14 protein-coding genes and 1 pseudogene are annotated in these 21,232 nt (G+C 72.7%); 5 read left to right on the top strand and 10 right to left on the bottom strand.

The window, feature by feature from the left end:
- Window positions 1–258: 258 nt before the first annotated feature.
- A complete protein-coding gene (locus CP977_RS21075) occupies window positions 259–1,881 on the top strand; it encodes a M23 family metallopeptidase (protein WP_167308902.1) in 1,623 nt (540 codons plus the stop codon).
- 69 nt (window positions 1,882–1,950) lie between these two features.
- Here CP977_RS21075 and pcrA read toward each other — a convergent pair whose 3' ends face one another.
- Window positions 1,951–4,395 (bottom strand): DNA helicase PcrA, encoded by a 2,445-nt coding sequence (pcrA, locus tag CP977_RS21070; protein WP_062752656.1) that lies wholly within the window; start codon window positions 4,393–4,395, stop codon window positions 1,951–1,953.
- Window positions 4,396–4,506: 111 nt separating this feature from the next.
- A complete protein-coding gene (locus tag CP977_RS21065) occupies window positions 4,507–4,860 on the bottom strand; it encodes a hypothetical protein (protein ID WP_109185191.1) in 354 nt (117 codons plus the stop codon).
- A gap of 380 nt (window positions 4,861–5,240) precedes the next feature.
- On the opposite strand from CP977_RS21065, the gene CP977_RS21060 reads away from it, so the two are divergent.
- Window positions 5,241–6,347: a C40 family peptidase gene (locus CP977_RS21060; RefSeq protein WP_152370643.1), complete on the top strand. Its 1,107-nt coding sequence runs from the start codon at window positions 5,241–5,243 to the stop codon at window positions 6,345–6,347.
- Between the two features lie 192 nt (window positions 6,348–6,539).
- Here CP977_RS21060 and CP977_RS21055 read toward each other — a convergent pair whose 3' ends face one another.
- Together CP977_RS21055 and CP977_RS21050 are read right to left on the bottom strand one after the other, a co-directional pair.
- Window positions 6,540–7,286 carry a LuxR C-terminal-related transcriptional regulator gene (locus CP977_RS21055; RefSeq protein ID WP_062752662.1) on the bottom strand — a complete coding sequence of 249 codons (747 nt, stop codon included), beginning with the start codon at window positions 7,284–7,286 and terminating at the stop codon, window positions 6,540–6,542.
- Window positions 7,283–8,545: an ATP-binding protein gene (locus tag CP977_RS21050; RefSeq protein ID WP_062752664.1), complete on the bottom strand. Its 1,263-nt coding sequence runs from the start codon at window positions 8,543–8,545 to the stop codon at window positions 7,283–7,285. Before CP977_RS21050 ends, CP977_RS21055 begins: the two co-directional genes overlap by 4 nt.
- A gap of 156 nt (window positions 8,546–8,701) precedes the next feature.
- Here CP977_RS21050 and CP977_RS21045 point away from each other — a divergent pair, with 156 nt between their 5' ends.
- Window positions 8,702–10,045, top strand: coding sequence for a PspC domain-containing protein (locus tag CP977_RS21045; protein WP_104860426.1), 1,344 nt, complete (start codon window positions 8,702–8,704; stop codon window positions 10,043–10,045).
- A complete protein-coding gene (locus CP977_RS21040; RefSeq protein ID WP_079131065.1) occupies window positions 10,032–10,292 on the top strand; it encodes a hypothetical protein in 261 nt (86 codons plus the stop codon). The genes CP977_RS21045 and CP977_RS21040 overlap by 14 nt, the downstream gene beginning before the upstream one ends.
- Here CP977_RS21040 and CP977_RS34895 read toward each other — a convergent pair.
- The 3 genes and pseudogenes from CP977_RS34895 to guaA all read right to left on the bottom strand — a co-directional run.
- A pseudogene (locus CP977_RS34895) lies at window positions 10,202–10,672 on the bottom strand (DoxX family protein); the annotation flags it as partial. The gene CP977_RS21040 and the pseudogene CP977_RS34895 sit on opposite strands and share 91 nt — an antisense overlap.
- 317 nt (window positions 10,673–10,989) lie before the next feature.
- Window positions 10,990–12,279: a hypothetical protein gene (locus CP977_RS21030; RefSeq protein ID WP_372460620.1), complete on the bottom strand. Its 1,290-nt coding sequence runs from the start codon at window positions 12,277–12,279 to the stop codon at window positions 10,990–10,992.
- A gap of 259 nt (window positions 12,280–12,538) precedes the next feature.
- Window positions 12,539–14,140 carry a glutamine-hydrolyzing GMP synthase gene (gene guaA / locus CP977_RS21025; protein ID WP_062752670.1) on the bottom strand — a complete coding sequence of 534 codons (1,602 nt, stop codon included), beginning with the start codon at window positions 14,138–14,140 and terminating at the stop codon, window positions 12,539–12,541.
- Between the two features lie 320 nt (window positions 14,141–14,460).
- On the opposite strand from guaA, the gene CP977_RS21015 reads away from it, so the two are divergent.
- Window positions 14,461–14,784 (top strand): chorismate mutase, encoded by a 324-nt coding sequence (locus CP977_RS21015; protein WP_109185187.1) that lies wholly within the window; start codon window positions 14,461–14,463, stop codon window positions 14,782–14,784.
- A gap of 699 nt (window positions 14,785–15,483) precedes the next feature.
- On the opposite strand, the gene CP977_RS21010 is transcribed toward CP977_RS21015, so the two are convergent.
- The 3 genes from CP977_RS21010 to CP977_RS21000 form a co-directional block, all read right to left on the bottom strand.
- Window positions 15,484–17,391 (bottom strand): GMC oxidoreductase, encoded by a 1,908-nt coding sequence (locus CP977_RS21010; RefSeq protein WP_229991403.1) that lies wholly within the window; start codon window positions 17,389–17,391, stop codon window positions 15,484–15,486.
- Window positions 17,392–17,475: 84 nt separating this feature from the next.
- Window positions 17,476–19,137, bottom strand: a complete 1,662-nt coding sequence (locus CP977_RS21005; protein WP_062752673.1) for a succinic semialdehyde dehydrogenase — start codon at window positions 19,135–19,137, stop codon at window positions 17,476–17,478.
- A gap of 177 nt (window positions 19,138–19,314) precedes the next feature.
- Window positions 19,315–21,126 (bottom strand): serine/threonine-protein kinase, encoded by a 1,812-nt coding sequence (locus CP977_RS21000; protein ID WP_104860427.1) that lies wholly within the window; start codon window positions 21,124–21,126, stop codon window positions 19,315–19,317.
- Between the last annotated feature and the right edge of the window lie 106 nt (window positions 21,127–21,232).

Below are 21,232 nucleotides of genomic sequence, written 5' to 3'. Positions count from 1 at the left end.
CAAGGCGTCGACGGTGTCGCCACCCCTTCGCCCGACCGCGCGACACCCCTGTTCGAACGTTTCTCGAACACAAGGCCAAAGCTCTCTCCGTGAGCTGGCGAAACACGACCGATTGCCCGTTTCCTGCGGCCACCGACCCCGACGAAGATTGTCCGCCGCGCATACCGCCGGGTACAGTCGCGCCACTGCTTACCCCCGGGACACCCCTCGTCGGGCCCTCCCCGGACTGGTCCTGCTGCCGAGGCGAGAGAGACGTTGGTGAACGACCAGCACCCCCACGCCGGGTACGTCGGAGACGACGCCCACACCACTGGCAGTTTCGCCGCAGACCCGCTGTTCGGCACGTACCCCGGCGGTCGGGCCGACCACAGCGGCCAGTGGGACCTCGGCCAGTACTGCACCACCGGGCAGTACGACACAGCGGGGCAGTACGACACGACCGGCCACTGGGACACCACGGGCCAGTGGCACGTGGGGACCCCCGCCCACGGCACCGCGGGCGACTACGACACCGGCGCCCACGGCACCGCCGACCCGTACGGGACCACGACGACGCCGTACGACACCACCGGCCAGTGGGACGCCTCCGCCTGGACCGAGGCCCAGCACACCGGCCGGTACGAGACCGCCCACGCCGACGCGTACGCCGCCCAGGGCACGTACGGCTACGAGGCCTACGACACCACCGGCCAGTGGGCCGCCCCCGTCTTCGCGACGGAGACCGGCGCCTATGACGCGACCGCGTGGAACCACGCGACCCCGGAGCCGGAGCCGGTCGTCCCCCACCAGTACACCCCGCAGACGGAGCAACTCACCGAGGGGAACGACGAGTTCTCCTTCGACTACGCCTCCGAACACCCTTCCGGGACGGAGACGGCCGGGTTCGCCGACGCCGACACCCACGCCGGCCACGGTCTCGGTCTCGACGGCTCCGAGGCGCGCGACGTGCTCGAATCCGGCGACGACGGCGGCGAGGACGGCGAGGCCCATGGATACGAGGCCCACGGATACGGGACTCACGGAGCCGAGGCTCACGAAGCCGACGAGGAACCCCACGGCGAGCCCGCCGTCGAGATCCGTACCGACTCCCCCGCCGGCCGCCCCACGCGCCGTTCCTCCGGCGCCGGTCGCGGCCGTCGCCGTACCCCCGCCAAGCGGTCCGCGCTGCTGACCGTCGCCGTCCCCTCCGCCTGCGTCATGGGGGTCGCCGGCATCGCCGCCGCGTCCGTCGGCGGGCTCCCCGGCGCCGGTACCGGGGGCGAGAAGAAGGACAACACGACCGCGCTCGCCGCCGCCCCGGACGCCGTCGAGCAGGTGGCCGCCAACAACGCCTTCAACACCCAGCTCGAAGCCCTCGACGCCGACGCCCGCGACTTCGGCAGCCGCGCCAGCCGCACCCAGGAGCGCATCGACCTCAAGGTCCGCCAGGCGGCCGAGAAGAAGAAGCGCGAGGAGGAGGCGGCCCGCAAGGAGGCGATGCGCCCCAAGTTCGCGCTGCCGGTGAAGCTCCACCGGCTCAGCGCGCGCTTCGGCCAGTCGGGCGTCAACTGGATGTCCGTGCACACCGGCATCGACTTCCCCGTCTTCAGCGGCACGCCCGTGATGGCCGCGACGGACGGCACCGTCCGCACCCAGCTGAACAGCGCGTACGGCAACATGGTGATCGTGACCGCCCCGGACGGCACCGAGACCTGGTACTGCCACCTCAGCAGCGCCAAGATCCGTTCCGGTTCCGTGAAGGCCGGCGAGGTCATCGCGTACTCGGGCGACTCCGGCAACTCCACCGGCCCGCACCTGCACTTCGAGGTCCGGCCGGGCGGCGGTTACGCGATCGACCCGCTGGCGTGGCTGCGCAGCCACGGACTCGACCCGACCAGCTGATCCGCCACGTACGTACCGGAAGAGGGCCCCGACCGAAGTCGGGGCCCTCTTCCGTGATCGCGTACGCCCCTACAGCTTCTCGACCGGCGCGTACCGCAGCAGCAGCCGCTTCGGCTTGTCGTCGCCGAAGTCGATCGTCGCCTGGGCGTCGGCGCCCGTGCCGGTCACGGCGGTGACCGTGCCGAGGCCGAACTGGTCGTGCGTGACCCGGTCGCCCACCTGGAGCGAGATCACCGGCTTCTCGCCCGCCCGCCGCGTGGCGAACCCGGAGGGGCCGGAGCGCGCGCGGGAGGAGGAGAGCGAGGAGGTGATCCCCGAGGTCGGCCCGGCGGGCTTCGCCATCGGACCGGTCCGCTTCCACTCCAGGTGCGTGGCCGGGATCTCCTCCAGGAAGCGCGAGGCCGGGTTGTACGAGGGCTGGCCCCAGGCGCTGCGCATCGCCGAGCGGGTGAGGTACAGCCGCTCACGCGCGCGCGTGATGCCCACGTACGCGAGGCGCCGCTCCTCCTCCAGCTCCTTCGTCTGGCCGAGGGCGCGCATGTGCGGGAAGACGCCGTCCTCCATGCCCGTCAGGAACACGACCGGGAATTCGAGGCCCTTGGCGGTGTGCAGCGTCATGAGGGTGATGACGCCCCGGCCCTCCTCGTCCTCGTCGGGGATCTGGTCGGAGTCGGCGACGAGCGCGACCTGCTCCAGGAACTCGGCGAGGGTCGCGGGCTCCTCGCCCCGCTCCTGCTCGAACTCCAGTGCTACGGCCGCGAGTTCCTGGAGGTTCTCGATCCGGGTCTCGTCCTGCGGGTCGGTCGAGGCCTGGAGCTCGGCCAGGTAACCGGTCCGCTCCAGGACGGCCTCCAGGACGACGGCGGGCCCGGCGCCGGACTCGACGACGGTCCGCAGCTCGTCCATGAGCGCGTTGAAGCGCTTGACGGCGTTCGCGGAGCGCGCGGCCATGCCGTACGCCTCGTCCACCCGCTTGAGGGCCTGCGGGAAGGTGATCTTCTCGCGGAGCGAGAGGGCGTCGATCATCGCCTCGGCGCGCTCGCCGATGCCCCGCTTGGGGACGTTGAGGATGCGGCGCAGCGGGACGTTGTCCTCGGGGTTGGCGAGGACGCGCAGGTACGCGAGGACGTCCCGGACCTCCTTGCGCTCGTAGAAGCGCACGCCGCCGACGACCTTGTAGGGCAGGCCGACGCGGATGAAGATCTCCTCGAAGACGCGGGACTGGGCGTTGGTCCGGTAGAAGACGGCGACGTCCCCGGCCTTGGCCTCGCCCGCGTCCGTGAGGCGGTCGATCTCGTCGGCGACGAACTGGGCCTCGTCGTGCTCGGTGTCCGCGACGTAGCCGGTGATCCGCGCGCCCTCGCCCGCGTTGGTCCACAGGTTCTTGGGGCGGCGGGACTCGTTGCGCTCGATGACGGCGTTGGCGGCCGACAGGATCGTCTGCGTGGAGCGGTAGTTCTGCTCCAGGAGGATCGTGGTCGCGTCCGGGTAGTCCTCCTCGAACTGGAGGATGTTGCGGATGGTGGCGCCCCGGAAGGCGTAGATCGACTGGTCGGCGTCGCCCACCACGCACAGCTCGGCCGGGCCGAGGTCCTCGTAGCCGGTGCCGACCAGCTCGCGCACCAGGGTGTACTGGGCGTGGTTGGTGTCCTGGTACTCGTCGACGAGGACGTGGCGGAAGCGGCGGCGGTAGTGCTCGGCGACGTCGGGGAACGCCTGGAGCAGGTGGACCGTCGTCATGATGATGTCGTCGAAGTCCAGGGCGTTGGCCTCGCGCAGCCGCGCCTGGTACATCCGGTACGCCTCGGCGAGCGTCTTCTCGAAGCCGTCCTGCGCCTGGTCGGCGAAGGTCTCCTCGTCGATCAGCTCGTTCTTGAGGTTCGAGATCTTGGCGCTGAACGACTTCGGCGGGAACTTCTTCGGGTCGAGGTCCAGGTCGCGGCAGACCAGGGCCATCAGGCGCTTGGAGTCGGCGGCGTCGTAGATCGAGAAGGAGGAGGTGAAGCCGAGCCTCTTCGACTCGCGGCGCAGGATCCGGACGCAGGCGCTGTGGAAGGTCATGACCCACATGGCGTTGGCGCGCGGGCCGACGAGCTGCTCGACGCGCTCCTTCATCTCGCCGGCGGCCTTGTTGGTGAAGGTGATCGCCAGTATCTGGCCGGGGTGGACGTGCCGCGTGCCCAGGAGGTGGGCGATGCGGTGGGTGAGCACCCGGGTCTTGCCGGAGCCGGCGCCGGCGACGATGAGCAGCGGGGTGCCGGTGTGCACGACGGCGGCGCGCTGCTGCTCGTTCAGCCCCTCCAGGAGCGCGGCGGGGTCCACGACGGGGCGCGGGGCGCCGTCGCGGTAGTGCGCGTCCCGGGGCGGGGGCGCGTCGAAGTGCTCCCCGAAGAGGTCGTGCGGGACCTCCTCCTGGGCCGGGGGGCCCTGCTCGTCGTCCTCGGGGTGGGGCGGGGGCTCCTCCGAGGAGTTCTGGAGACCGGCCAGGAAGCTGTCGTCAAAGAGGCTGCTCATCGCCTCACGAGTCTAGGACGCCGGGCCGACATCCGGGTCCGCTTCGGAGGGCGGCCCGTGCGGCCGGGGTGCGGAACGGGTCACACCGGGGTCGCGGAGCGCGGGCGCGGCTCAGGTCCAGAGGGTCGCGATGAAGATGTTCGCCGTGGTCAGGCCGCCGACGGCGGCGAAGAGGCCCTTGTCGACCTTCTCGTCGTCGCGCTTGACGTAGACCAGGCCGAGGATCACGACGAGGATCGCGAGCTTGATGCCGATCTTGAGGTTGTTCACGGTGTGGTCGTCGGCCTGGTTCAGGCCGACGAGCGCGATGCCCGTGACCAGCATGGTCAGCGCGCCGTGCAGCATCGCGGGGCTGAAACGGGCCGTACCGGCGCCCATCGCCTTCATCTGGGTGAGGAAGCCGCCGAGTAGGGAGGCGATGCCGATGACGTGCAGGGCGACGAAGACATTGATGAGTACGTCCATGGGGCGGAGCCTAACCGGGCCTCCGGACCCTTCTTCCGAGCGGGTCCACCGCTCCGGCACCCGGGCCGACCCCCGGTCCTCCACCCGCCCTGCTACCCGACCATATGCCCGTACGTCCGCCGGAAGGACCCCGTCCCGTCACCCGGCGAAAGAGTTCGGCCCCTCACCCGTCAACTGTCGCCAATAGCGGTCAATCCGTCATCCGGGCGTGACCCCGGGCCTAGCGTCCTCCACCAGGTGACCGGCTCCCCACCACCGCCTGCAGGTCGGCGGTCGTCGGTCACCCCCGCCGAGAAAACCGGCGGCGGCCCGTCCCCCTGTGCGGACCGCCGCCGGCCCGGCGCACCCGTCCCCCAGGGAAGAGGATGTGACCCGCCCTCGTGGCAGCTCACCGAAAGTCCACGCAGTCCCTCCTCGGTGGCCAGGCGGTCCGCACCGCCGCCACCCTCGCCCTCGCCTCCGCGGCGACGGCGACGCTCTTCGAAGGGTCCGGACACGCGGACCCCCGGCCCACCGCCGCCCAGGTCAAGGCGCAGGTCGACCGGCTCTACGAGGAGGCCGGGGCCGCGACCGAGCGGTACAACGGGGCGAAGGAGAAGGCGGACGAGGCGCGTGCCGCCTTCGACCGGCTGCGTGACGAGGCCGCCCGCAGGACCCAGCGCCTCAACGACGCGCGGGACGCCCTCGGTGCCGCTGCCGCCGCCCAGTACCGCTCCGGAGGTCTCGACCCGGCGCTGCGGCTCGTCCTCACCTCCGACCCGGACCAGTACCTGGCGCGGGCCGCGTTCGCCGAGAAGGCCGGCGACCGGCAGGCGGCCGCGATCCGGACCGTACGGCGCGAACTCGGCGCGATCGGACAGCTGCGCGGCGAGTCGGCGGAACGGCTGACCGCACTGCGCGGACACGAGGCCGAGCTGCGGCGGCAGAAGGCGGCCGTCCTCGGCAAACTGGAGTCGGCCAGGACCCTGCTCGCCCGGCTGACCGCCGAGGAACGGGCCCGGTACGAGGCCGCCACCGCCGCCCGGAACGCCTCCGGCCCCTCGGATCGAACGGCCGGTACGAACCCGCCCGGCACCTCCACCCCCGCACGGGCCGACCGCTCCTCCGGTGGCGCGCGCGGACCGGTGAGCGCCCCGAACTCCCGCGCCGCCCAGGCCATCTCCTTCGCCCGCACCCAGCTCGGCAAGCCGTACGTGTGGGGAGCGACGGGCCCTTCCGGGTACGACTGCTCGGGCCTCACCCAGGCGGCCTGGCGCGCGGCCGGCGTCTCCCTGCCCCGCACGACGTACACCCAGATCAACGCCGGCAAGCGAGTCTCCCGCTCCCAGCTCGCCCCCGGTGACCTGGTCTTCTTCTACTCCGGGATCAGTCACGTCGGGCTCTACATCGGCGGCGGCCAGATGATCCACGCCCCCCGGCCCGGCGCCCCGATCCGGGTCGCCCCGATCGACGAGATGCCCTTCGCCGGAGCGACCCGCGTGAGCTGACGACCCCGGCCACCGGGCCGCGGCCACCGGTCCGTAGGTGCCGGGCCGCGAGTACCGGGGCCCGAGCGCCGAGTGCCCGGCCCGGAGTATCGAGCCACGAGTGACCGGGCGTCGGCCCTGAGTACCGAGCCACGGGTGCTCGCCACCGGGCCGGGGATGCCGAGCGCCGGGCCGAGGGTGCCCGCCGCGGGTTCAGACCAGGCGGCGGGCCGTGGCCCAGCGGGTCAGCTCGTGGCGGTTGGAGAGCTGGAGCTTCCGCAGCACCGCCGAGACGTGGGACTCGACCGTCTTCACCGAGATGTAGAGCTGCTTGGCGATCTCCTTGTACGCGTAGCCGCGGGCGATCAGCCGCAGCACCTCCCGCTCCCGCTGGGTGAGCCGGTCCAGGTCCTCGTCCACCGGCGGCGCGTCCGTCGAGGCGAAGGCGTCCAGGACGAAGCCGGCGAGCCGGGGGGAGAAGACGGCGTCCCCTTCCTGGACCCGGAAGATCGAGTCGACCAGGTCGGTGCCGGTGATCGTCTTGGTGACGTAGCCACGGGCTCCGCCCCGGATCACCCCGATCACGTCCTCGGCCGCGTCCGACACCGAGAGCGCCAGGAAACGGACCGGGTCCTCGGGCGCGCCGAGCAGGCTCGCGCAGCGCCGCAGCACCTCGACCCCGCCGCCACCCGGCAGGTGCACGTCGAGCAGGACGACCTCGGGTCGGGTCGCGGTGATGACCGTGACCGCCTGGTCGACGTCGGCGGCCTCGCCGACCACCTCGACGCCGGTGACCTCGGTCCGGCCGATCTCGGCCTGCACCCCGGTGCGGAACATCCGGTGGTCGTCGACGAGCACCACCCGCACCCGCCTGCCCACACCCGGCGCCGCCGCTCCCGCGTCGGTCCCCGCGTCCGCACCCGTCCCGCTCCCGGTCGCTGCCCCGGTCCCGTCGCTCATCCGTCCGCCCTCTCCATCTCGAGCTCCACTTCGGTGCCGCCGCCCTGCGGCGACCGCAGCCGGGCCGTACCGCCGTTGCGCTGCATCCGACCGATGATCGATTCTCGTACGCCCATCCGGTCCTCGGGCACGTCGTCCAGGTCGAAGCCCGGCCCACGGTCCCGCACCGAGACGAAGACCGTGCGGCCGTCCACCTCCGCGAACACCTGCACCGCCCCTCCCTCGCCACCGTACTTGGCAGCGTTGACCATCGCCTCGCGCGCGGCCTGTATCTGCGCGACCAGTCCCTCGTCGAGGGGACAGTCGCCGACGACGACCACCTCCAGCGGGACGCCGTGCTTGTCCTCGACCTCGGCCGCGGCTCTCTTCACCGCCTCCGCGAGGGTCTCCGGCTCCTCGTCCCGGCCGGTGCCCTCCGGCTTGTAGAGCCAGTTCCGCAGCTCCCGCTCCTGGGCGCGGGCGAGCCGGCGCACCTCGCCCGGGTCGTCGGCGTTGCGCTGGATCAGGGTGAGGGTGTGCAGCACCGAGTCGTGGACGTGGGCCGCGACCTCGGCCCGCTCCTGGGCACGGATGCGCATGGTCCGCTCCTCCGTGAGGTCCTGCGACATGCGCACCAGCCAGGGGCCGGCGAGCAAAACCATGCCGGTGAGGACGGCGACGGCGGCGGTGAGGGCCGTGCCGAGCTGGGCCACGGAGCCGCGGACCACCACGAAGACCGCGAGGCCCGTGCCGACCAGGGCGACGCCGACGAGACCGCGGGCGAGCTGGAACGCGCGTCTGTGCCGTCCGGGCTCGGTCCAGCTGGCACGCCGGGCGTTGTCCGACTGGCGCCAGAAGACGGCGAGACCGATGCCGGTGAGGAGGATGGGCCAGACGTACCGCCCCGTCTCGCCGTCGAAGCTGGCGTTCCCGGCGACGACCGCGAGGCTCACGGCGAGCGCGGCCAGGGCGAAGACCTGGCCCCGATCGGGCTTGCGCAGCTTGCGGCGCCCGTCCGGGGTGGTCTCGAAGACGGGGCGCGGGGCGGTCCGTCCGCCGACGCCGAGCGGGACGACGATCCAGAAGACCGCGTAGAGCACGGCGCCGAGGCCGTCCGCCATGGCGAGGACCGCGAACGCCGTGCGCACCCAGACGACCGGCAGTCCGAGGTGTCCCGCGAGACCGCGTGCGACACCGCCGAGCCACCGCCCGTCGGCGCTTCGATAGAGCCTGCGCAGGGGCGGTTCGTCGGTCTCGGTGACACGAGCGGATGCGGACATGCACCGATCGTCACACGTCCGGCCCACCCGGGACATCAGGGTCGGCCCTGAGATCTTCCCTGGTACGGCCTCGGGGAGGAGGGCCCTCCGAATATCAGGGTCGGGCCAGGGTCGTCCCCGGTGCCGCACGGCGTCACGGGCCGTCACCATGGGGGCATGACGAGTTCGATGCCTTCGCAGCACGAGGCCCCGCCGCCGGCGGAGGCCGCTTCCGCCGCGCCCCTGCGGCGCTCGCGCGGAAGCAAGGTCGTGGGCGGTGTCTGCGGCGGTCTCGGCCGGTACTTCGACCTCGACCCGGTGGTCTTCCGCGTCGTGATAGGCGTCCTGGCGGTGACGGGCGGCTTCGGACTGCTCTTCTACGGCTTCGCGTGGCTGCTGATCCCGCTCGCGGGCGAGGAGGAGAACGAGGGGCGCAGGCTGCTGACCGGCCGCGTCTCCGGTTCCTCCCTCGCGGCCCTGCTGATGGCTCTGATCGGCTGCGGGGTCTTCCTGTCGATGCTGCGCAGCGGATCGATGCTGGGCTCCTCGCTGCTGGTGGCGTTCGCGGCGTGCGGGGCGGCGGTCTGGTCGCGGCGGAGACAGACGGGCGCGGTCGAGACCGAGGGCAGGACGGACACGGCGGCGGCGCTCGCGGTCGCCGAGGCCCCGCCCGAGACGAAGGCGCCGCCGCTGATCGAGTACACCTCCTGGTGGCAGGACCCGATCGTCAAGGACGGCTCGACGGGCAGGGTGGCCGTCGGCTACCTGTGGGGTCCGCACGGCGTGGTGGACAAGGACGGCAGGGTGAACGGCGAGGTGCCGAAGCCCGGCGGCCAGTGGGGCTCCCCGGCCCCGGCGCCCGGACGTCCGACGCCCTCCGTCCGGAAGAGTCCGCTCTCCATCAGCGGCCTCGTCTTCCTGCTCGCGATGGTCGCGGCCGGCCTCGGCACGGGCCTGACCTGGGAGACCGAGCCGCTCGGCACCAGCCTGCAGACCGGTCTGGTCGCCGCCCTCGGGGTGTTCGGCCTGGGGCTCGTCGTCAGCAGCTTCCTCGGGCGGACCGGGTTCGGCACGGTCTTCCTGACCGTGGTCACGGCGGGCCTGCTCGCCCTGGCCACGACGCTGCCCGACCGGATCACCACGGACTGGGTCCGCGAGACGTGGGCGCCGGCGTCGGCCGCCGCCGTGCAGCCGCGCTACGAGCTGGGCACGGGGGTCGGCACGCTCGATCTGACACGGCTCCCGCTCCCCGCGGGCACGACGGTCACCACCGATGCCGAGGTGGGGGCCGGCCGACTCGAAGTGATCGTCCCGAAGGACGCGGTCGTGAAGCTGCGCGCCAAGGTGTCGCTGGGCGACCTGCGCCTGCCGGGGCAACCGCCGAACGACATCGACATCGCGCCGGACCGCGAGGAGACCCACACGCTCGCACCGCCGGCCGGGACCGCCCCGGCGGGCACCCTGGACCTCTCCCTGGAGGTCGCACTCGGACAGGTGGAGGTCATCCGTGCTGCTTCATGAGTTCCGTCCCGGCCGGCTCCTCGTCGGCCTCACCGCCCTCGCCCTGACCGCCCTGTACGCGGGCGACCTCGCCGGGGCCTGGACGCCCCCCTGGTACGCGGTGGTGCCGGTGCTCTGCGGCGGCCTGGGCGCGGCCGCCCTCGCGACCTGGGTCGCCTATCGAATACGGCGCCGTTCGGCGAGGAGCCGGTCCAGCGAGAGCACCGAGGCCCCGGCGAGCAGCAGCGGCAGCCAGGCCATCAGATAGACGAGGTCGTTGCCGAGGTAGTACGGCGACACCTGCCAGCTCACGGTCAGCCAGAGGCTCAGCGAGATCAGCGCGCCCCCGAGCGCCGCCACGCGGGCGAAGAGGCCGAAGAGGGTTCCGAGCCCGACGGCGAGTTCTCCGAAGGCGATGGCGTACCCGAAGCCGGCGGGGTTCTTGAGGGCGAGGTCTACGAGCGCGGGGATCGCGGAGACGTCCCGGACGCCGCGCATCGTCTCGCCGATGGACCCGCTGCCGGTGTCGGCGAAGAAGGAGGAGTCGGTGAGTTTGTCGAGCCCGGCGTAGACGAACGTGACCCCGAGGAAGATCCGTAGAGGAAGGAGGGCGTAACGGGAGGCGAGGGCCTTCCAGGCACCGGTCCCGTCGCCCTCACCGGGACCGCGGTCACCACCGCCGGAACTGCGGTCACCGCCGCCGGGACCGCGGTCACCACCACCGTAACCACGGCTGCCGGAACCGCTGTCACGGCCGCCGGAACCACCGTCGCCACGGTCGCGAGCAGCAGGGCCGCCGTCACCACCGCCGGTGTCGTCGTGCCGGCCCGGGGTCCCGTCGTCCCCCTGGCCCGTCCGGTCCGTCTGTCCGGTCATCGTCGGTCACCTCTCACGCCCCGTACGGCTGCTCGCGAACGATTCTCCTCCGAGTGATGCCCCGAGGGCACGGGGAAGGGGCCGGACGGTCAGTCCACGACGTCGATCGTGACCCGGTTGGTCTCCACGCCCGCCGCCGTCACGACCGAGACCTCCACCCGGCCCGGTTCCACGTCCGCCGGGAGGGGGACGGTCAGGGCGGTGTCGGTGGGGTTGGCGAAGCCGCCGGGGACCGGGACCAGGGGGACGTGGGCGTGGACGGGGCCGATGCGGACGACGAGGCGGGTCAGCGGGACGGGGGCGCCCGCGCCCGGCGGGACGAAACCGCGGCCGCGGATCTCGATGTCGTCGCCCGTGCGGATCGGGGCGTCGAGGTCGCCCGCCTCCCGGGACCGGACCACGGAGTGGATCGTGGGGCGGACGCCCTCGGCGCACTTCGCGGCGAGGTGCCAGGCGGCCGAGACGCCGAGGAGGAGCACGAGGGACCAGGGGACCCCGGGGAGCCGGTCGGGGTCGTGGGCGAGCCCGGCGGCCGCGAGGACGAGGACGGCACCGGAGACGAGGAGGTACTGGACGTCGGCGAGACAGGCCCGGCCGCTGTCGTCGCAGAGCAGGTCGGCGGCGCGCGGGCGGTCGGCGCGCACCTTCTGGAGGCGGCCCGCCGCGATCCCGGCGGTGACGACGAGGCGGGCGGTGACGGTGACGGCAGCGACCAGGGCCAGGGCGGTGAGCAGGCCGGCGGCCCGGGCCAGGTCGAAGGCGGTCGCGGCCGGGGCCGTGACCGCAGCCCCGGTGCCGGTTCCGGTCTCGGCCGGTGACCGGAGGGGCAGGAGCCGGACGGCCGGGAAGAGGAGGGAGAAGGAGAGGAGCAGGAGCCAGGAGGCGGCGACGGTGCGGGTGGTGGAGAGCCGGTTGTCCTCGCCGGTCAGGGGTGCGAGGAGGCCGCCGCGCGCCCGGTGGGTGTGGGCGGCGGCGCTGAGGAGGGCGGCGAGGGCCAGCGCGGTGCAGAGGCCGGCCGTGCGGGCGCCGGTCCAGCCGGCCTCGACGGCGGTGAGGGCCTGGGCGAGGAGGAGGGCGAGGACGGCACCCCAGACGGTGCGGAGGGTGCCGCGCCGGATCAGGTCGAGCCGGGCGGGACCGGCCTCGCGGCCGTGTGCGGTGACCGCGCGGGCGGACTGGGCGAGCTCGTCGGAGACCCATTGGCGGGCGGCGACCGGGGAGTGGGCGACGGCGGCGGGGACGCCGTGTCCGGCGGCGAGTTCGTCGCGGCGGGCGAGGAAGGCGGCGACCGCGCGCCGGTGGCCGGTCCGCCCGCAGTGGGCGCAGCCGGCGCAGGCCGTCGCGTGCTCGCCGTACTGTCTCGCCTCTTGAACCGCCACGGTGCTCACTTCCCGAGCTCGCTCCACGACAGCTCGGGCCGGTGCGTTCCGGTGTGCCGTGGAGGGCCAACGTGCCGTTGGTTCCACGGAATTGTGCCGTACCGGGGGCTCACGGGGCTGCCGTGCGCACCCCACTCAGGAGTGATTGTCGAGTCGTCTGATTGACGTACGGAAGGATTGGCGTACGGAAAGGTGGGGGAACGGCAAAGCCGCCGCCCCGGTCGTTCGGGGCGGCGGCTTCACGGGCGGGTGGGAGGGGTCACTCCCACTCGATGGTGCCCGGCGGCTTGCTGGTGACGTCGAGGACGACACGGTTGACGTCGGCGACCTCGTTGGTGATGCGGGTCGAGATCTTGGCGAGCACCTCGTAGGGCAGGCGCGACCAGTCGGCCGTCATGGCGTCCTCGGAGGAGACGGGGCGCAGCACGATCGGGTGGCCGTAGGTGCGGCCGTCGCCCTGGACGCCCACGGAGCGCACGTCGGCGAGGAGCACGACCGGGCACTGCCAGATGTCGCGGTCGAGACCGGCGGCCGTCAGCTCCTCGCGGGCGATGGCGTCGGCCTCGCGCAGCAGGTCCAGGCGCTCCTTGGTGACCTCGCCGACGATGCGGATGCCGAGGCCGGGGCCGGGGAAGGGCTGGCGCTGGACGATCTCGTCGGGCAGGCCGAGCTCCTGGCCGACCATGCGGACCTCGTCCTTGAAGAGCTGGCGCAGCGGCTCGACGAGCTCGAACTCCAGGTCCTCGGGGAGGCCGCCCACGTTGTGGTGGGACTTGATGTTGGCGGTGCCGGTGCCGCCGCCGGACTCGACGATGTCCGGGTAGAGCGTGCCCTGGACGAGGAAGGCGACCTCCTCGCCGTCAGCGGCGCCCTCGGCGATGATCTCGGCCTGGGCCTGCTCGAAGACGCGGATGAACTCGCGGCCGATGATCTTCCGCTTGGTCTCCGGGTCGGAGACTCCGGCGAGGGCGGTGAGGAAGCGCTCCTGCGCGTCGACGACCTTCAGCTGGACGCCGGTGGCGGCCACGAAGTCCTTCTCGACCTGCTCGGTCTCGTTCTTGCGCATGAGGCCGTGGTCGACGTACACGCAGGTGAGCTGGGAGCCGATGGCCTTCTGCACGAGGGCGGCGGCCACGGCGGAGTCGACGCCGCCGGAGAGGCCGCAGATCGCGCGCTTGGTGCCGACCTGGGCGCGGATGGCCGCGACCTGCTCCTCGATCACGTTGCCGGTGGTCCAGCTCGGCTCGATGCCGGCGCCCCGGTAGAGGAAGTGCTCCAGGATCTGCTGGCCGTGCGTGGAGTGCAGCACCTCGGGGTGGTACTGGACGCCGTACAGCTTCTTCTCGTCGTTCTCGAAGGCGGCGACCGGCACGACGTCCGTGGAGGCGGTGACGGTGAAGCCCTCGGGGGCGGCGGAGCAGGCGTCGCCGTGCGACATCCACACCGACTGCTCGACGGGGGTGCCCTCGAAGAGGGTGGAGCCGGCCTTGGAGACGTGCAGCGGGGTGCGGCCGTACTCGCGGGCGCCGGTGTTGTCGACGGTGCCGCCGAGGGTGGTCGCCATGAGCTGGAAGCCGTAGCACATGCCGAAGACGGGGACGCCCGCCTCGAACAGCGCGCGGTCGAGGCGGGGGGCGTTCTCCGCGTAGACGGAGGACGGGCCGCCGGAGAGGATGATCGCCTTCGGGTTCCTGGCCAGCATCTCGGCCACCGGCATGGTGGACGGGACGATCTCGCTGTAGACCCGGGCCTCACGGACGCGGCGGGCGATGAGCTGGGCGTACTGGGCGCCGAAGTCGACAACGAGGACTACGTCCGGGTTGGTGACGTCGGGCGCGGCAGCGGGGGTCGCTGATGACACTACGGCGGCCTTCCGGCGGTAGGAGGGGGTCCCTCGAAAGGGGTGCTATTTGTCGATTCTACCGGCGCGCCGGTCGGACTATTCGTCTCACCATCCGAACCCGGGTTGGCCCCGGCTCCGGGGCGGGGTCCATACTGTCGCCATGCGCAAGCACCCGACCTTCGTCTTTACCTATGGCAACCGGCCCACCGGCTGCCATGGTCGTGCTGCTTGAGCAACTGACAAGCGACTTCCCAGGCGCCCCGGGCCGACAAGGCCCGGGGCGCTCTGTCATTCCCGGGCCGGGTCGTTCCGGGGCCCGACACCCCAGGAGCCCCACCATGACGGCGAACACCGTGACGACGCACACCGTGACGACGAACACCGCCACCACCGAGAAGACCGGTGCCCGCACCGACGAGGCGGCAGCGCTGATCGGCGACGCCCGTGGGCGCATCGACGCGCTGGACGACCGGATCATCGGTCTCATCCAGGAACGGATGGCCGTCTCGGCCGTCATCCAGGAGGCCCGGATCTCCTCCGGCGGCCGCCGGGTGAACCTGAACCGCGAGATGGAGGTCCTCGGCCACTACAGGGACGCGCTCGGCAAGCCGGGCACGGCACTCGCGATGACGATGCTGGAGCTGTGCCGGGGACGCATCTGAGCGCCGCGCCGAGGAGGCGTCCGAGAGCCGTGCCGGGACGCATCCGAGTGGGTGCCCGTACCCGAGTTCGGGCCCGCTCTCACCCGTACGGCGCGTGACCGGCTCTGTACCGGCTTCGTTGGTCCGGTTGTCCGTGCCAGCCAGGGGCGGGCCCGAAGAAAAACCACGCGTGGCTTCGCTGGGGCGTGTGGCGTACCTCTCCGGTACGCCGTGGGACCTCGCACCAGCGCGTGTGACCGGGCAGCAGGGGACAGCGGTCCGGTCACCCAGAAAGGGCGGTCGGCCCCGGGGACGCCCGGGGCCGACCGCAACCGGCTCCCCCGGCCGCGCCCCGCGGCCCCAGCACCGTTGCGAACACCCCGTCCCCCTCGTCCCCCCATCCCGTTCCTCCTCCCCCAGCGGCGCAGCCCCCCGGCGCCGCCCCGCTCGGCACCGCAGCTGCCCTGACGCCGGTGCCGACCCCCGAGGGCCCCGTGCCGCGACCGGAATCGCGGCACGGGGCCCTCGCCCGTACCCCCGCCCCCATCCCCATCCCCATCCCCATCGGCACGTGACGCGCGTCACACGAAGATCCCGTGCAACCGCTACAACCCCTCGCGGGGTTCGCGGGTCAACCATGCAGCAACACCAGAAGCCGGAAGGGCGCTGCATTCGGAGGGGGATGCAGCGCCCTTTCTGTTTCCGCCGTTCCGGCCCGGGTCACTCCCGCTTCGACGAGACCTCTGCCGAGACCTCCGCCGGGGTCTCCGACGGGACCTCCAGCGGAACCTCCGACGGGATCTCCGGGGAAACCGCCGGCACGGCCTCCGGCCGGACCTTCGGCATCCCCAGGAACGGCAGGCGCAGGGCGCCGAAGGCCTCGGACGGGACCGCGGGGGACTTCGGTTCGATCGCCGCGAGCCGCACGTACCCCTCGCCCTGCGCCGGGCGCCGGTCCTCCTCGCCCTTGTTGGGCCAGAAGGACATGGCCCGCTCCGCCTGGGCGGTGATCGTCAGGGACGGGTTCACGCCCAGGTTGGCGGAGACGGCCGCCCCGTCCACGACGGAGATCCCCGGGTGGCCGTAGAGCCGGTGGTAGGGGTCGATGACGCCGGACGCGGCGTCGGCGCCGATCGGGCAGCCGCCCAGGAAGTGGGCGGTGAGCGGGGTGCCCATCAGCTCGCCGACGTTGGAGCCGGCGAAGCCGTTGATCTCCTCGGCGAGGAGGGAGGCCGCCCGGGTGGCCTCCGGGATCTGGACCGGGTTCGGGGCGCCGTGCCCCTGGCGGGCCGTGAGCAGGCCCTTTCCGATGCCGCCGGGCTTGCGGTAGGTGGTCAGGGAGTTGTCGAGGGACTGCATGACCAGGCCGATGATGGTCCGCTCCGACCACTTCCGGTTGGAGAGCGAGCGGGCGGCGAGCGTGGGGTGCCGGAGCAGGTTGAGGAACCAGTTGCGCACCCGGTGGGCGCCGTAGGGCACCTGGAGGACGGTGAGGCTGCCCATCGAGTTGGAGCCCCTGCCGTACCGCACCGGCTCGATGTGGGTGTTCTCGTCGGGGTGGACGGAGGAGGTGATGGCGACGCCCCGGGTGAAGTCGGCCTTCTCCTTGCCGTGCTTCTTCCGGTAGCGGCGGTCGGTGGTCTGCGCGCCGACCAGGCCCTCGGAGTTGGTGCGGGTCAGCTCGCCGAGCCGGTCGGAGATCCGGGGCAGCAGGCCGGTGTCCCTCATCCGGTGGAGCAGGGTCTGCGTGCCGTACGTGCCGGCCGCGACGACGACCCGGCGGGCGGTGAACGTGCGGCCCTTCCCCTTCTTCCGGTTGTCGGTGGGCAGGGTCTTCACCGCGAAGCCACCGCGCGAGTCCTCGGTGACGGTGACGACGGTCGTCATGGGGTGGACGGTCGCGCCCGCCTTCTCGGCGAGGTACAGGTAGTTCTCGTTGAGGGTGTTCTTGGCGCCGTGGCGGCAGCCGGTCATGCACTCGCCGCACTCGGCGCAGGCGCGCCGGGAGGGGCCCGCGCCGCCGAAGTACGGGTCGGGGACCTCGCCGCCGGGCCTGGCCCGCGCCTTGCCGTCGGCGTCCTCGCCGTCGCCGAAGAAGACGCCGACCGGCGCCATGTGGAAGGTGTCGCCGATGCCCATCGCCTCGGCGGCGGACTTCAGGTGCACGTCGGAGGGGGTCATCGTCGGGTTGAGGCGTACGCCGAGCATCCGCTTGGCCTGGTCGTAGTACGGCCGCAGTTCCTCCTCCCAGTCCGTGATGTCCTTCCACTGCGGGTCGTCGAAGAACGCCTTGAGCGGTACGTAGAGGGTGTTGGCGTAGTTGAGGGAGCCGCCGCCCACGCCGGCGCCCGCGAGCACCATGACGTTGCCGAGCAGGTGGATGCGCTGGAGGCCGTAGAGCCCGAGGGCGGGGGCCCACAGGAAGTTCTTCAGGTCCCAGGAGTTCTTCGGCAGGGTCTCGCGGGTGAAGCGGCGCCCGGCCTCCAGGACGCCGACCCGGTAGCCCTTCTCGGTGAGGCGGAGGGCCGTGACCGAACCGCCGAAGCCGGAGCCGACGACGAGGACGTCGTAGTCGTACGCGCCGTCCTCCACCTGCTCCTGATTTTGGGTAGGGGGTACCGCGGTCATGGCTCTCCTCGTACGGAGTACGGAAAAAGGGGTGGGAAAGAGAGAGGGCGCGGGCCCCCGCCACCGGCGGGGGCCCCGGAGGCCTCAGCGCAGGCGCAGGGCCTTCATCGCCTTCAGGGACAGGCTCATGAACGCGGCGTACTTCTCGTCGTCCATCCCGAAGGAGGGCGCGAGCGGGATCAGCCGCTGCTGGGCGACGGTCTGGGCCTCGGTGTACTTGAGGATGCCCTCGGAGCCGTGGCGGCGGCCGAGCCCGGAGTCCTTCATGCCGCCCATCGGGGACTGCACGCTGCCGTACGCGGGCGCGTACCCCTCGTTGATGTTGACGGTGCCGGTGCGCAGCCGGGCCGCGACGGCGTGGCCGCGGCGCGAGTCCTTCGTCCAGACGGAGGAGTTGAGGCCGTACGGGGTGGCGTTGGCGAGCTCGATCACCTCGTCCTCGTCCGTGAACCGGTAGACGGAGACGACCGGGCCGAAGGTCTCCTCGTTGCAGACGGCCATCGGGGCCTCGACGCCGTCGAGGATGGTCGGCTCGTAGAAGAGGGGGCCGACGTCGGGGCGGGCGACGCCGCCCGCGACCAGCTTGGCGCCCTTGGCGACGGCCTCCTCGACGTGCTGCTTGACGGTCTCCAGCTGCCGCTCGCCGACGAGGGAGCCCATGTCGGCCCCGTACGCGAGGGAGGTGCCGAGCCGCATCGCCTTCGTGCGGGCGGCGAACCGGGCGACGAAGTCGTCGGCGACGGACTCGTGCACGTACAGGCGCTCGATGGAGATGCAGAGCTGTCCGGCGGAGGAGAAGCAGGCGCGGACGGCGCCGGCGGCGGCCTTCTCCACGTCGGCGTCCGCCAGGACGAGCATGGCGTTCTTGCCGCCGAGTTCGAGGGAGACGCCGACGAGGCGGGCGGCGGCGCCCTGCGCGACCTCGCGACCGGTGCGGGTGGAGCCGGTGAAGGAGACGTAGTCGGCGTACCGGACGACCTCGGGGCCGACGACCGGGCCCTCGCCGAGGACGACCTGGAAGACCTCGGCCGGAAGACCGGCCTCGATGAGCAGGTCACGGGCCCACAGGGCGGTGAGCGCGGTCTCGGTGTCGGGCTTCATGACGACGGCGTTGCCCGAGACGAAGGCGGGCAGGGCGTCGCCGACGGAGAGTTCGAGGGGGTAGTTCCAGGGGGCGATCTGGCCGACGACCCCGCGCGGCTGGCGCAGTTCGGTGACCTTGGTGAGGGTCGGCACGACGCCGGTGTGGTGGCGGGGGCGCAGGTAGGAGGAGGCCTTGCGGCCGTAGTGGCGGGCGGCGACGGCGACCGCCATGACCTCCTCGTGGGCGTGCAGGCGCGCCTTGCCCGTCTCCAGCTGGATGAGGTCGAGGACCTCGGCCTGCCGTTCGAGGACCAGGTCGTGGAAGCGGAGGAGCACGGCGGCGCGGGTCCGTACCGGCGTCGCGGCCCAGACCGGCTGGGCGGCGCGGGCGCGGGCGAAGGCCTCGGCGACGTCCTCGGGGGTGGACTCGGGCAGGTCCGCCAGCTTCTCCCCGGTGAAGGGGGTGTGGTTGGCGGTCCGGCCGGAGCCGACCACGCCCCGGGCGAGCCGGGCGACCAGGTCGGGCGTCACGACGTCGGCGGCGGTCCGGACGCCGGGGGGTACAGGCGCGACCGGGTTGGTCGCCCCGGCGGGGGCGGCGGGCGCGGTGCGGGCGGCGGCGTCGGGAGCCGAAGGGGCGGCGGGGGCCTGCGAGTCCGTCATGAGGGCGAGCGTAAGCCGCCGTCCGCCCTTTGGGTACCCGTCGGTAACGCGTTTTCACCGGGGGCGCACATCGCGCCAGCGATCACTGGCACATAAGGCCTGATCAGCGGCTTACGGCCGCCGGAGGCCGGTCGCGGAGTTTTTTCCGGGCTTTACCCGCCCGCCTGCTCGCCCTCCCTACTCCCCTCCCTGTGCTCCCTCCTGCGCCTCTCCCCGCTCCCCCGCTTCCCGCCAGTGCCGGAGGACGATGTCGAACTGCTCCCGGGTGGTCTCCCAGCTCGACTCCGGCGAGGACATGTAGATGGCGTACTCGGTGCCGTCGTCGCCGTAGTACATCTGGTCGATCGCGCGCCGGGGCCCGGGGAAGGTCTTCTTCTCCGTCCAGCTGAACTCCCACAGGCAGGAGAGGGTCTGGTCCCGGTAGGTGGTCGGGAGGAGCTTGATCCGGGTGTAGTCCATCCGCTTCGCCAGCACGCGCTCCAGGTCGAGCGCGTGCATGTACGGGTTCTCGAAGTCGGGGTTGCGGTCGATGCTGATCCGGATGCGGTGGTTGCCGTTGTCCGGGGTGTAGTCGATCTGGTCGCCCTCCGTCTGGCGCTTCCAGCCGTCCGGGACGAGGAGGCTGAAGCCCTCCGGGTCCTCGACGCGGTGCCAGCCGGCCGGAATCCCGTTCTTCCCCTCGTCCTTGGCGGAGGGGGTCGCGGGCGGGGCCGTGGCGATGGGCGTTCCCCCGGTGCCGTCGGCGTCGCGGTCGCCGCCCGCGTAGTGCATGGCGGCGAAGACGGCGCCGCCCGCGACGAGCCCGGCGAGCAGGGCCGCCAGGACGACGGTACGGCGGCGGCCCCGGCCGGACGGGGGGTGGGCGGGGCCCGGCACCGGGGTGGGCGGCCGGGACGGGTGCGCCTGCTGGGGTTGTTGGAGGGCCTGGGGTGGCTGGGGCCACTGGGCGGTGGAGCCCCGCGAGGCGGTCCCCGCGGTCTCCGCGGCCCCCGCCTCCGAACGGGGGGCCCGGTCCGCCTGCCGCTCCCGGTCCGCCGCACTCGCCGTGCTCGCCGTACTCGTCGGCGCGTCCCGGTCGTCCGTGGCCTCCGCCGGGTCCAGGTCCTCCTTGGCCACCCGCTGGGTCGGTACGTACGCCTGCGCCGACGTCGGCGCGCGCCCCTCCATCGCCTCCAGGAGCATCCGCCCGACCTCGTCCGCGCGCGGCCGTTGCGCCGGGTCCTTGCGCAGCAGGGCCACGATGACGGGGGTCAGCGCCCCCGCCTTCTCCGGGTGCGGCGGCTCCTCGGTCACCACGGCCTGCATGGTGCTGATCGGGGAGGTGCGGCGGAACGGCGAGGTGCCCTCCACCGCCGTGTAGAGCGTGGCCCCGAGCGACCAGAGGTCGGAGGCGGGGCCGGGATCGGCGCCCTTCACCCGCTCGGGCGCCAGGTAGTCGATGGAACCGACGATCTCACCGGTACGGGTGATCGTCGAATCGCCCTCGATCGCCGCGATCCCGAAGTCGGTGATCAGGACGCGCCCGTCGCGCGCGAGCAGGATGTTGCCCGGCTTGACGTCCCGGTGCAGCACCCCGGCCGCGTGCGCGGCGCGCAGCGCGCCGAGGACGTGCAGCCCGATCCTGGCCGCCTCGCGGGGCTCGACGGTGCCCGACTCCTTGGCGGCGTCGGCGAGCGAGGGCCCGTCGACGTACTGCATGACGATCCACGGGCGGGCGTCGTGCTCCAGGACGTCGTGGACGGTCACCACGCCCGGGTGCGTGATCCGCGCGGCCGCCCGCGCCTCCTTCTGCGTACGGGCGTGCAGCACGAGTCGGTCGGCCTCGGCCACGAACCGGCCCGCCGTCAGCTCCTTCACCGCCACCACGCGGTGCAGCACCTCGTCGTGCGCGCGCCAGACCTTGCCCATGCCGCCGCGTCCGATGGTCTCGCCCAGCCGGTACCGCCCGGCGAGCAGCAGCCCCGCCCCTGTGCCCTGTGAATGTTCCACTTGCCCCCGCCCGTTCCTTCTGACGCCAGGTTACGGAGGGGGACACGGACCGCGAAACCTCGGGGCGCCCATAGGAACAGCACTGTGACCGGGGGGCGGTGGACGG

This window comes from Streptomyces cinereoruber, assembly GCF_009299385.1.
Taxonomy (GTDB): Bacteria; Actinomycetota; Actinomycetes; order Streptomycetales; family Streptomycetaceae; genus Streptomyces; species Streptomyces bikiniensis.
The sequence above is the reverse complement of the archived record's forward strand: the minus strand, read 5'-3'. Positions and strand labels throughout refer to the sequence as shown.